At 38.4% G+C, this 12,571-nt stretch carries 13 protein-coding genes; 6 read left to right on the forward strand and 7 right to left on the reverse strand.

The genetic code is table 11. The features are described 5' to 3' along the window. Positions 1 to 318: 318 nt before the first annotated feature. Positions 319 to 3,480, reverse strand: coding sequence for a WD40/YVTN/BNR-like repeat-containing protein (locus ACEW8U_RS16190; protein WP_373523106.1), 3,162 nt, complete (start codon positions 3,478 to 3,480; stop codon positions 319 to 321). Positions 3,481 to 3,827: 347 nt separating this feature from the next. Here ACEW8U_RS16190 and ACEW8U_RS16195 point away from each other — a divergent pair, with 347 nt between their 5' ends. The 3 genes from ACEW8U_RS16195 to ACEW8U_RS16205 are packed head-to-tail and all read left to right on the forward strand — an operon-like array spanning position 3,828 to position 6,299. Further along, a complete protein-coding gene (locus ACEW8U_RS16195) occupies positions 3,828 to 4,970 on the forward strand; it encodes a LysM peptidoglycan-binding domain-containing protein (protein ID WP_373523094.1) in 1,143 nt (380 codons plus the stop codon). A gap of 10 nt (positions 4,971 to 4,980) precedes the next feature. Further along, positions 4,981 to 5,535 (forward strand): hypothetical protein, encoded by a 555-nt coding sequence (locus ACEW8U_RS16200; protein ID WP_373523095.1) that lies wholly within the window; start codon positions 4,981 to 4,983, stop codon positions 5,533 to 5,535. Further along, on the forward strand, positions 5,535 to 6,299 hold the full coding sequence (locus ACEW8U_RS16205; protein ID WP_373523096.1) for a TIGR02757 family protein: 765 nt from the start codon (positions 5,535 to 5,537) through the stop codon (positions 6,297 to 6,299). The genes ACEW8U_RS16200 and ACEW8U_RS16205 overlap by 1 nt, the downstream gene beginning before the upstream one ends. Positions 6,300 to 6,344: 45 nt before the next feature. Here the strand turns inward: ACEW8U_RS16205 and pyrE are convergent, their stop codons facing one another. Further along, on the reverse strand, positions 6,345 to 6,989 hold the full coding sequence (gene pyrE, locus ACEW8U_RS16210) for an orotate phosphoribosyltransferase (protein ID WP_373523097.1): 645 nt from the start codon (positions 6,987 to 6,989) through the stop codon (positions 6,345 to 6,347). Positions 6,990 to 7,096: 107 nt separating this feature from the next. Between pyrE and ACEW8U_RS16215 the strand changes: the two genes are divergently transcribed. Continuing rightward, positions 7,097 to 7,783 carry an NUDIX hydrolase gene (locus tag ACEW8U_RS16215; RefSeq protein ID WP_373523098.1) on the forward strand — a complete coding sequence of 229 codons (687 nt, stop codon included), beginning with the start codon at positions 7,097 to 7,099 and terminating at the stop codon, positions 7,781 to 7,783. On the opposite strand, the gene coaD is transcribed toward ACEW8U_RS16215, so the two are convergent. From coaD to ACEW8U_RS16235, 4 genes are read right to left on the reverse strand one after another with little or no spacing between them, the layout of a single operon-like run. Further along, on the reverse strand, positions 7,771 to 8,226 hold the full coding sequence (gene coaD, locus ACEW8U_RS16220) for a pantetheine-phosphate adenylyltransferase (protein WP_373523099.1): 456 nt from the start codon (positions 8,224 to 8,226) through the stop codon (positions 7,771 to 7,773). The two genes, ACEW8U_RS16215 and coaD, sit on opposite strands and share 13 nt — an antisense overlap. 10 nt (positions 8,227 to 8,236) lie before the next feature. Further along, positions 8,237 to 9,070, reverse strand: a complete 834-nt coding sequence (locus tag ACEW8U_RS16225) for a DUF3822 family protein (RefSeq protein WP_373523100.1) — start codon at positions 9,068 to 9,070, stop codon at positions 8,237 to 8,239. A 2-nt stretch (positions 9,071 to 9,072) separates the two neighbouring features. Continuing rightward, positions 9,073 to 9,654 (reverse strand): hypothetical protein, encoded by a 582-nt coding sequence (locus tag ACEW8U_RS16230; protein WP_373523101.1) that lies wholly within the window; start codon positions 9,652 to 9,654, stop codon positions 9,073 to 9,075. Positions 9,655 to 9,708: 54 nt separating this feature from the next. Then, on the reverse strand, positions 9,709 to 10,212 hold the full coding sequence (locus ACEW8U_RS16235) for an NUDIX domain-containing protein (RefSeq protein WP_373523102.1): 504 nt from the start codon (positions 10,210 to 10,212) through the stop codon (positions 9,709 to 9,711). Positions 10,213 to 10,234: 22 nt separating this feature from the next. Between ACEW8U_RS16235 and ACEW8U_RS16240 the strand changes: the two genes are divergently transcribed. After that, positions 10,235 to 11,683: an ATP-dependent RecD-like DNA helicase gene (locus ACEW8U_RS16240; RefSeq protein ID WP_373523103.1), complete on the forward strand. Its 1,449-nt coding sequence runs from the start codon at positions 10,235 to 10,237 to the stop codon at positions 11,681 to 11,683. Positions 11,684 to 11,700: 17 nt separating this feature from the next. Further along, complete coding sequence (locus tag ACEW8U_RS16245; protein WP_373523104.1) at positions 11,701 to 12,093, forward strand: DUF1573 domain-containing protein; 393 nt, start codon at positions 11,701 to 11,703, stop codon at positions 12,091 to 12,093. A 283-nt stretch (positions 12,094 to 12,376) separates the two neighbouring features. Here the strand turns inward: ACEW8U_RS16245 and ACEW8U_RS16250 are convergent. Further along, positions 12,377 to 12,571, reverse strand: a 195-nt coding sequence (locus ACEW8U_RS16250) for a hypothetical protein (RefSeq protein ID WP_373523105.1), incomplete at its 5' end; no start/stop codon positions are given.

Raw genomic sequence — 12,571 nt, forward strand, 5'->3', positions numbered from 1 at the left:
CCTCAATCAATGTAAACTATAACAATAATACACAATAAAAATTAACATGCAATAGCTTTATGAAAATATTTTTTTTTGAGAAGAATGATTATGGTTTAGCCTTCAAATCCATCTTGAATAAATCTAATATTGAGTAATGGAATAAAGGTAATTGCAGATTCCCCAAGCGCCAACGCCAAACTACGACAAGATGGGAAAAATAAATAACCACCACAGTTTACTATGGCGGTTATTTCATTACTTCAAACCTAAATATTTAAATGTAACCATCTTCGGTCTTCGGTCTCCCGTCCTTTCACAATTTATAAAGCAATCACACTACTTCACCTCCACATTCTCAATTTCCTTGAAAACATCAATTTTGGTATTTCTGGCTTTCTCCTCAAATGCTTTCCAGTCATTTTCAAAGAACTCATTCCATACTTTCAGCGCCTCTTCAGCACTTTCTTTGGCCTGTTGCAATAACCTTTCCTCAGTTTGTCCGGGAGCTTGGTAAGAGGAGTTTGCGTAGCTTCTTGGGGCATATAATCTGGTCATGGTAGTCGGGTACAAATTCCTGACAATCCCTTGGCCTTCTCTGGTAGGCCCGTAGAATGCCTCTCTTGTGGTGTCTATTTTTTTCTTAGTCTCCTCTGCAAGTTTTACCAATTCTTTTACTTCTGCATCATCAACACCTTTGGCGAAGGTCAGGATTTTATCCACTGTATTTTTGGCATCATCAAGCTGTCTTGTGGCTTTCATGACTTCGGCGGATAATACTTCTGTCTGCTTAATGAATTCTTCACGTGCTTTTAGACTTGCCACATCTGTCTTTATTCTAGGATCCGTATGGACTGATATGGACCCCTCAGTACTGGCATCGCCATATTGATAGACTACTTTATAAGTTCCTGGGAGTGCATCTCCTCCACTTTGTTCAAAGAATCCGCGACTACCTGAACCTTCACCGCCACCACCTCTCCTAGGTGGCGTATCGGCAGAGGTTTTGCGATCTAGATTCCAGATTACCTGATTGACCCCATGCGATGGAAGTTTTTTGATGGTCCTGATTTGTTGACCTGCTGCATCAAAGATGGAAACAGTCACAGAATCCAGTTTCTCTTTACCGGGATCATTGATGACAAAACTCAACCTCCCGCCCAATGGCCTATTTTCAGCGGCATATTTGCCGTCCGCAGGAAATCGCTCTCCATGAGGCTGATGAATTTCGGCCTGATAAGCATCTGAAGAAGGAATGGCATTGATTTTATCAGTAGGAGCTTTGCCTAGGTTTTTGGCAAAGAGTCTTAAGGGCCTGATATCATCCAAAACATAAATTGAACGTCCAAAGGTACCGATCACCAAATCAGCTTCTCTTTCCTGTATGACCATGTCATAAGTGGAAACAGCATTGGGATAGCCATGTCTCCATTGATTCCAGGACTTGGCATTGTCAAAACTCACATACAATCCAAATTCTGTTCCTAGGAATACCAAATTTGGTTCGACAGGATCTTGGATGATAGAAAGGGTAAATCCCCACACTTTATTGTCATCTGCTATCCTTTCATAGGTACTGCCATAATTTTTGGTTCGATAAGCATAAGCTGAAAAATCATTGTTCCTGTAATTGTTTGCTACAATCCATGCTTCTCCTGCATCATACTTTGACGCCTGAATCTGTGGGATCCAACTCGCTTTTGGTAAACCTGTGAGCTTGTCTGCAGTATTTGACCATGTTTTTCCACCATCTTTTGTTACCTGTACATTTCCATCATCAGTACCTACCCAGATCACATTTTTATCTACGGGACTTGGTGCAATGGCAATAATGGTCGTGTGATTTTCTGCACCTGTGATATCAAAGGTTAGCCCACCTGTTTCCTGCTGCTTTTGTTTTTCAGGATCATTTGTTGATAAATCCGGAGAAATGATTTCCCATGTTTCACCTCTGTCTGTACTCTTATGCAAGAACTGGCTACCATAATAAATGGTAGCTGCATCATGAGGATCTTGGGCTATTGCTGCATTCCAGTTGAATCTTAAGAAGATGTCTTTATCCGGATGTGTAGGTTTGATTGTTCTTTTATGTCCTGTTTCTTTGTCAAATCGAGTGACATTTCCTCCCTGTGACATGGAATAACCATATCTGGAATTTTCAGGATCTGATACAACGTCAAAACCATCCCCGAATTGGATTTCTTGCCAATAGGTGTTTCTGATGCCGTCTCTTCTCCAAACATAAGCAGGTCCGAACCAGCTACCGTTGTCCTGAAGGCCGCCATAAATATTGTAAGGGACTTCATTGTCCACATTGATGTGGTACCATTGTCCTACAGGAATGTTTTCAGCAAAATACCAGGTTTTTCCTCCGTCACGAGTAATGTTTAGACCGCCATCATTTCCATCGATCATTAGGTTTGGATCATTGGGATTGATATACCAGGCATGATGGTCTGGGTGAACACCAGCATAAGAAAGCAATTGGGTGAAAGTACGTCCGCCATCTTCACTCATTCCTACCCTTGAATAAAGAGTATAAATTCTGTCAGGATTTTTTGGATCAGCATGGATTTCAAAATAGTAAAAAGGTCTGTCACCGATTTCAGGTTTGTCATTTACCATTTTAAAATTATCACCCCCATCCTCTGAAACATACAGGGCATTCTTGGTAGATTCTACCAAAGCATATACCTTATTGCTATTAGCTTTGGATATGGCAAGACCCATCCTACCCAAAGTTCCCTTGGGTAACCCATTTTTATCATCTAATTTTTTCCAGTTGTCGCCTCCATCATGCGTTACAAACAAACCTGACGAAGCGCCTCCTGAATTAAAAAACCATGGATAGCGACGATGTTCCCACATATTGACAAAGATCTTATTGGGATTGTTTGGATCCATAATCATCTCGCCGACACCTGTTTTGGTATCTGCATAAAGAATCTTATTCCAAGTTTTACCTCCGTCTGTGGTTTTATAGACTCCTCTTTCCTCTTGTTCTCCCCATGGAGAACCAATAGCTCCGACAAAAACTGTATTGGGATCGTCAGGATGTACGATTATTCTGTGGATTGCCCTGGTTTTTTCCAGACCCATCATTTGCCATGTTTTACCGGCATCCAAAGACCTGTAAACACCATATCCCATATTCAGGGAATTTCTAGGGTTACCCTCTCCAGTACCGACCCAAATGATATTCGGGTTTTTTTGGTAAATGGAAATGGCACCGATCGAGTGGACTTTTTCTTCATCAAAAATCGGTTTCCAAGTAATGCCTCCCGAGGTGGATTTCCACAGACCACCTGATGCCGAACCAGCATACATGATTGTTGGGTTGTCATCGACAGCATCAATGGCTGTAATTCTACCGCTCATTGCAGCGGGACCTACACTGCGGGCTTTCATTTCTTTGAATTGACTCATGTCAATTTGTTGGGCAAAAAGGGTGTATTGCGGTCTTAAAACAAGCAGCAACATACCTAATCCCAAAAAACACATTTTGGTAAATATTCTTTTTTTCATATTGAAGTTTAAATTTATAGTGATTAAATAAGTGCAATTTGTGACAGGAAAATATAGATTTTAGTTTAGAGGGGTTAATCTTTTGATAGATGGATTATAGATTAGTTAGCCTTATGATAAAAGTTAAGATGATTTTAAGGTTTCCTTAGAATTAACCACAATGAATTCATTCTAGGTTTTTCAAAAATGATTGATTGTTGAAATAAATTGGGCAATTTTCGTTTTAATTCTAATGAGGTGGGATTATTGCCATTAGGGATTTCTTTCCTTGCAAATGAAAAAATAAATCTGAACTTTGCACAAAAAAGTAGGTTAAAGACTTTATGAAAAACATAGTTGTTTTAGGATTTTGTATCGCTCTAAGTTTTGGAGCTAAAGCATCCGAATTGATATTGAGAGATTCTATTGGTATTGAAAAAATTGGGGATAAATCCTTCATTATACATCAAGTGGAGGAGAGGGAAACCTTGTTTGGCATTTCAAGAAGGTATCAAGTTGCTGTAAATGAAATCATCCAAAACAATGCGCAACTTCAGGAAGGTCTTAAATTGGGACAAAGGATTAAAGTCCCTTTTATTGCCAAAGCTGTATTGCCTGAGGGGGCTAAGCTACATAAAGTAGAACCTGGAGAAACTTTGTTCGCCATCTCCAAAAGGTACAATGTAACGGTAAGTGATGTTTTAAAATGGAATAACCTTCAAGGTACTGACCTGAGTGTTGGCCAATCCTTGATTATTGAAGGTGTAGCAGAAAAAGCAGCAGCACCACAAAAAGCTGCTCCTACGACTCCTTCTTCCACAACTCCTGTACCTTCATCCTCAGAAAAGCCAGTAGTTTCCAAATCTGGAAATGAAACCATTTCAAAGCCAGCAGAAAAAGCTGTTGAAGAAAAGCCAGTGGCAAGTAGGAATCCTGAGCGCATTGGAGCAAACCTACCAGGTGATTGGATTACCCATACCGTAGGACAAGGAGAGACACTGTTTGCTATTTCGAAAAAATACGATGCAAACATGGAGGATATCATTACTTGGAATGCGCTATCTTCTAATAATATCTCCGTTGGCCAAAAGCTCAAAGTAGGAAGGGAGGCCAATTCAAATGTACCTGTAGTAACTTCCTCTGTCCCTGTTATCATCAACAATGAAAGGACGAATGCTACTTTAAGCAGTCGAGCATCAGACGAAGATGATAACACAGCTTATAAAAACATAAAACAAACGGGTCTTGCCGAATTGATTGAAGGAACTGGAAACCATAAAAAATATTTGGTACTGCACAGAGATGCTCCGGTTGGGACTATCATGAGGGTCAGAAATGAAGAAAATGACATCACCATATTTGCAAGGGTAGTCGGAAAACTTCCTGAAACAGGTGACAACACCAGGTTGATCATCAAACTTTCTAAGGCTGCCTTTGAACAACTAAGAGCTGTAAATGCCAGATTTCCTGTAGAAATCTCATATTGACATAGGTAGAATGAAAAAGTTGCAATTAATCTTTCATCATTTTTTCAGGTTTATATGGAATGTCTTTTTTGTGATATCCTATCCTATAATGGCCACTTTTGGACTGGTTTTAATTGGTTTAACCTATATCTTTTCTGGGATATCAAGATTATTGGCAGGATTGAGAAGTGGAAAAGACAATGTCGAGGTTCTTGAATCGGATTGGAAACCTTTAAACCAACCTAATGCCCTGCTGGAAGCTAAAATGCACAAACAGATTATGTTTGGACCTTCCTGTTTTGAATTGAGGAGAACTGATGGAATACCTTCTGTACTTCAGGATTACTATTTTGGAAGTAAAGTAAGGTTGATGGATGAAGGTATTTTGCTTGAAAGATGGAATTCTACAGACTCCAAAGAACTACCTGACTTTGATATCTGTCTTTATGACCCGGATTCTGATAAACTTACTTCCCTGACCAATATCAAATGTTTTGACTGGCATCTTTCAGAGAAAAAAGATAATAACTTACTTTTCAAATGGTTTGACGGGATTCAGGGCGGAGAAGTGAAAGTTGCCCTGTAATGGATATCAGAAGTTTTTTGGACCAAAAGGTAATCCAATATAATCAACATAGTTTTATCGAATTGGACCCTGTTTCGGTTCCCCATCGGTTCAGTAAACCTCAGGATATCGAAATTGCCGGTTTTTTTGCGGCAACTTTAGCTTGGGGTCAAAGAAAGACCATCATCAACAAATGCCTGGAGCTGATGGCTATGATGGATAATTCCCCGCATGATTTTGTCCTCAATCATTCGGAATCGGAACTCAAACCATTTCTGGATTTCAAGCACCGCACTTTCAATGATATGGATGCACTCTATTTCATTGATTTTTTTTCATGGTATTATCAAAAACACGATAGCCTAGAAAACGCCTTCACCATTGGATGGACTCCTGAAATGGATATTGTAGAAAAGCTTTTAACTAATTTCCATGATTATTTCTTCAATCTTCCGCATGCTCCAAACAGAACAAGAAAGCATGTAGCAACCCCTAAGAGGAATTCAGCATGTAAAAGACTGAATATGTTTTTGAGGTGGATGGTCAGACAGGATGGAAATGGAGTGGATTTTGGGATATGGAAAACGATTAAACCTTATCAGTTGATTTGTCCCTGTGACCTCCATGTGGACAGGGTGGCACGAAAACTGGGATTGATAACCCGGAAACAAACCGACTGGCAAACCGCAAAAGAATTGACAAGTAAATTAAGGGAATTTGATCCTCAAGATCCTGTCAAATATGATTTTGCGCTTTTTGGGTTGGGAATCGAGGAGAAGTTTTGAAGGGGAAAATTGTCCGATGACCGATGTCGGTTGACCCCGTGGATCTTAAGGATTCCAGGAAGCAGGGTCTTTTCTCCATTCTACCAATGATGCCAATGTATTGTCATCTATATAATCATTGGCCAAGGCCTGCGGTAACATGGCAGAGTAATCACTCAGGCAAATAAGTTGCACACCAGCTTCTTCAAAATTCTTTTTGGCGATTTCAAAGCCATAGGTAAAAATGGCAACCATTCCAAGAACCTCAAAACCAGCTGCTTTTAAATCCACCACTGCTTTTAAGGAGCTTCCTCCTGTAGAAACTAAATCTTCTACCACAACTACTTTTTGTCCCGGTATGACTTTACCTTCTATCATGTTTTCCATTCCGTGACCTTTGGGTTTGGATCTTACATAGATAAAGGGAAGCTTGAGTTCGTCAGCTAAGAGTGCCCCCTGAGGTATCCCCGCTGTAGCGACACCTGCAATTGATTCAGCGGTTGAAAAGTGTTGTCTAACTGCCTGTGAAAGACATAATTTAATAAATGTTCTAACATCTGGGTATGAAAGAGATAGTCTGTTATCACAATAGATGGGTGATTTCCATCCTGATGCCCAGGTAAAAGGTTTTGATGGCTGAAGTCGTATGGCTTCTATTTCCAATAGTTTGGTGGCTATTTCTGAAGCGGTTTTTTTGTTGAGTAATTCCATGGCATAAAATTAAGGGATAAAAAGTAAGTGGGTATTGTGCAGGCTTAAAAATTTTATGCATTTTTGAGTTAAATATTTGAAAATCTACCAAGAAAATCCCGTCGGTCATGAAGATTTTTATCAACGATAAACCTCTGGATTTATTTACTCCTGAGGAATTGCCAGCTGACAAAACTTTTGAGTGTGTTTATGACCACCCCGTTGATATTCCAGCTACAGGCGATTTTCATGATGATGTGTTGATTATTGAGCCGACAAAAGACGTAATAATCAAATTGTTGTACCTCTTGCGTACTAGAAAGCTAAAACACCTTGATTCTGTCACTATAGTTGCCAAAGACAAACCTCAGATGAAATTGTTTATCAAGAGCAGGTACACGGTTATCAAAGCTGCGGGAGGGGTAGTGACCAAAGGAGACAAAGTCCTTTTTATCCATAGGCTCAATAAATGGGATTTGCCAAAAGGAAAATTTGAAAGGGGTGAAACCCCTGAAGAATGTGCGCAAAGAGAGGTGGAAGAGGAATGCAATATCAAAGTTAAAATTGGTCCCGAAATCTGTAAAACATGGCATACCTATACACATGACAGAAAAAGTATCTTGAAAAAAACCTACTGGTATGCTATGGAATGCTTGAGCGATGTGGATATGAAACCCCAAAAAGAGGAGGGAATCGCAGATATCAGATGGATGGGCCACCATGAAGCAAAAACAGCATTGGTGAATTCTTATCCCTCAATGAGGTATTTATACAAAAGGTATTTGAAACTCGTACCCAAGCTTCATAAAGTGTAAGGAAGGTAATTTTTCACTTCCCCTCCATATCTGTGCACTTCCCGAATGATAGTGGAACTTACTGCAGCAAACTGGGGAGATGTAATCAAAAAAACAGTTTCAAGATCAGCATTGAGATTTCTGTTCATTTGACTGATTGTGTTTTCATACTCAAAATCTGTTGTATTTCTTAAACCCCTTACCAAAAAGTTGGCCTGATGTTTTTTTGCCAATGTGGAAGTAAGTTCATTGTATACCACCACTTTGACTTGCGTATTGTCCTGATAAATCTCCGATATTTTTTTAACCATCAGGTCGACCTCGAAATATCTGTTGTGTTTGGCAGAATTAAAACCAATCGCAATAATCACTTCATCAAAAATATTGAGACTCCTTATGACAATGTCATGATGTCCTTTGGTAAAGGGATCAAAGGAACCTGGGAATATTGCTGTTTTCTTCATGTATCAATGATTACGGAAGTTCCCAATAGGATTCAAATACCCCAGGATTTTGAAATTTTTCAGCCCCTTCATGATACTGAATATTTGGGATGGGAGACATAATATTAATGTTTCTAAAGTATTGGGAAATCCATTCTTTATCAATTTGATGAAGAAGGGTATCTCCAAATATGGTTAGTCTGAAATAGTTTTTGTTAAATTCCAATTGGCTGGTTATACCCATGATATATTTCAGTATATCTTCTCTATTGCCGATCTCGAATTTATTAAAAAGAACTATTTCCTGATTGGAAAAGGCAACAAGATAAAAGTGATTTTTTTGCATCAAAATCAAAATTTCTTGGCTTAGGAGATTGAATTTTTCTTTCAGTACGTAGGAAAGAAATGAAGTTGCGCCGTGATGGAAACTGATTTCCGACTTATTTTCAGAAAGGATGTCAGCCAAACCCTTTCTAATTGAACCCACTAAGTGAAGGTTGTTACTTTCGAGGCTCGTGTCATACACCATACTGTTTTCTACGGGTTTTTTTGAAAAGAATAGAAATACAGATGATAAGGTTGAGTCAAAAAATGGACCTGGAATTAAAGAAAAAGGAGAAGTATAATTATAAACTCTTGTTCGAACATCTAATTGGTACAATCGATCTTCTTTGAGCCTATAATTCAGTGACCTCGGATTTTCATAGGATTGCTTATGAATTGCAAGAACTTTCCCATTTTGATCTTTAGCAAAATAAAAATAATGGTCTTCAAATAAGAAAAGCGATAAGTTTGATACGTTTTGTGCATCAAACTTATCGCAGTAAATTTTTTTTTCGATGATATTATCAGATCTTATAGCCAAGATTACTCCCAGTTTCCAGAAGTAGAGGAATCAGTTCTTGAACCAACGCGAAGGGCTTTTTCTTTATTATTTGCTCTTCTTTTTGGATTGATTGGATCTGGATCTCTGATTTCAAAAACAGGTATTTGTCTTTGGTTTCTTTCTACTTTGTCAGCAAAGAATTCAAACTCTTTTCCACCAGAACCTGGTACTACATGAAGATTATCAAGATTGAAGTTTGGATATTTTCTTTCATTGAATAAGGAGTCCATTACATAAACAGAACCCAATGTGTCCAATTCAACAATGATTTCTTCTTTACCGTATTCCAATAATTTTGTTGTTTCCTTTCTTTGCACCAACCAGATCTTTCCATTCTGCACAAAATTTCTAAGGTCATTCCAGTTTCCTGCATACTCACCATTGGTGGCTATGTAGGCAGTCTGAGCATCCCTAAGCATTTGAAGTTTTTCAATTATTCTAGCTTCAGTAGCTGCAATTCTTTTTTCCTCTTGCATTACGTCGTCCACACTTCTAAATAACATGTATCCGAGGCCAATAGCTGCAATTAGGAAAACAATCGATAAAATTCTTGTTAGTGTCATTTTTTGGCTTGATTTAATCTGTAAATAAAGTTGATGGTATTAGTGATGAGAACGCTATTTTATGTAATTATTTTCAAAATTAAAATATCCTTTCCATAATCTCACATCATTCGTGGATTTTATTCCCCAAAATAGCCTGTGTTTCTCCTCATTTTTGATAGAACCCAATTTTTTGATGTCAAAGAATCCAATTTCAGTGATTAATTGCCTATCTTCTGATAGCTCTGGATCAATTCCCATTTTCAGTTTACCTCCTGTTTGTTGAACTTCAAAGTAAAGTTCTACTGCATGAAGTGGTGGCTTTAGATATTCATATGTGCATAGAAAATTTTCTACAGAAATTTCTAACCCTGTTTCCTCTTTAAATTCTCTTTTAAGATTTTCAGTACTTGAGCTCCCAAATTTCATTCCCCCACCTGGTACATTCCAAAAGTATTTTCCATTGCCCATGTTATGTTTTATCATTAATATCTTATCATCTTGAATCAAAACACCATTTACACGTGTTCTTAACCTGCCTCCAAATTTCTCATGGATATCTTCTTCCAAAATTGTCATTTATCTCTTAGCTTCGTCATTGATGATGAGTAAAGATAATGAAGCTGTACTAAAGCCTTCGCTTCTTTTGAAAAGAAATTTTCCATTTGAACCAACTTCCGGTCAATTGGGCTTTTTTGAAAAGATGGATTTATTTTTTGGGAAAGAAAATCCAAAAAACCCCACTTTTCTTTTGAGAGGATATGCTGGAACAGGTAAAACTTCTTTGATTTCTGCATTGGTCAAAACCTTGCCAAGATTGAAATTAAAGTCACTTCTTTTGGCACCTACTGGACGTGCAGCCAAGGTGATGGGCAATTACAGCAACAAATCAGCTTTTACTATCCATAAAATTATTTATAAGCCTAAGGGTGAAATCGGTGACTTGGGACAAGGGTTTAACCTTCAGAAAAATTATTATAAAGACACCCTGTTTATTGTGGATGAATCTTCCATGTTGGCAGATGAAGCCATCGGAGGGAGGAGTCTTCTGAGGGATCTGATCAATTTTGTTTTTCAGGAATCCTCCAATAAGTTATTGATGGTAGGGGATATCGCCCAACTCCCACCCGTTGGAAGTTCGCAAAGTCCTGCCCTCGACAAAGACTATTTGATTGTTCATTTTAGGTTACAAGCAGAGGGGATTGAGTTGACAGAAGTAATGCGCCAACAATTGACTTCAGGAATTTTGTACAACGCCACGATGCTTAGAGGTAATATGTGGTTGGAAAATCCACAGGTGCAGTTGGTCACCAAAGGATTTAAAGATTTTTTTCGAATGACAGGTGAAAAACTGGAAGACGGACTGAGGTATGCCTATCAAAAATATGGGATCGAAAGTACCATTATAGTGACCAGGTCAAATAAAGCAGCCGTACAGTACAATCAATATATACGTCAGACGATTCATTTTTTTGAAGATGAAATCAACGCAGGTGATATCCTGATGATTGTCAAAAATAATTATACTTACATGGCTGATTCTGATCGTGTTAGTTTTTTGGCGAACGGTGATTTTGCAGAAGTAATCAAAATTCGTTCATTTGAAGATATGTATGGCTTGAGATTTGCAACCTTGGAGTTAAGGTTAATTGATTACCCTGAAGAGCCATACTTTGAAGCAAAAGTCATATTGGACACGCTTCATAGTCCACATCCTTCACTGACCTCTGAGCAGTACAAGGATCTATACCGCCAAGTATCAGAAGATTATGCCGATGTGGTCGGCAAAACAGAAAGGATGGAATTGATAAAAAAAGATTCTTATCTTTCGGCGTTGCAAGTGAAGTTTTCGTATGCATTGACATGTCATAAAGCCCAAGGTGGTCAATGGGATGCAGTCTTCGTAGACCAAGGCTACCTCACGGATGATATGATTAATCAGGATTATCTTCGATGGATGTATACGGCGATGACCCGAGCAAAGAAAGAACTGTTTATGGTGAACTTTAACCAAAGGTTTTACATTAATACAAATGATTTAGAAAATTAAACTAAATGAGATCAACTATGAAAAAGATGTTTTTACTAATGGTGGTGACAATATTCACCCTAACCGCCTACGCCCAAGAACAAGCTGGTCCTGTAATCGAATTCCAGGAGAAATCCATCGACTTTGGAGACATTACCCAAGGAGATAAGGTCGAGCACACTTTCTTATTCAAAAACACCGGAAATTCTCCGCTGATGATTCAGAATGTGGCTGTGACTTGCGGATGTACTGCCCCGAATTGGCCAAAAGAGCCTATTGCACCAGGAACTACAGGCGAATTGAAAGTGGTTTTTAATTCAACTGGTAAAATGGGAAAGCAAAACTCAGTGATCAGGGTTTATTCAAATGCTTCTGAACCTATTGAGAAAGTATCATTGATATCCAATGTCTTACCTAAAGGACAGAAGTAATTCTAATTCTTTGGCATTGATAAAAGCCTATTGAGGAAAATCTCAATAGGCTTTTTTGTGTTTAGTGAAAATCATCTTGTCGATTGTAAAGATTCCTCGTGCCTACAATTGACAGATTTTTTGAAAAGCCCCAATGATATTTGGCCACCGGCATCATTGTGGATAAATACATATGAAATTTAATTTGAACCACAAGAGAAACAAAAGGGAACAAAAGACTCTATCACCAAAAGTTAATATTCAGTAACTTTTGTATTCTTTTGCCACTTTTGTCGTTCCATTATTATTTTGTTGAAACAATAGAGCCGGCCAATCCAGTACCAATGATGTTATCGGAGCATAGTCCCACGAGGATCAGAAAATTATAAATATTTACATAAATAGAACCACTGAAGATTCCTCGTACCTTCCAATCGCGTAATCCTAAAAATACCCCTCGGCAAGCTCGGGGAGCGGAGAATTGGATTAAGTGAGGTGG

Source organism: Aquiflexum sp. (assembly GCF_041751335.1).
GTDB lineage: Bacteria > Bacteroidota > Bacteroidia > Cytophagales > Cyclobacteriaceae > Aquiflexum.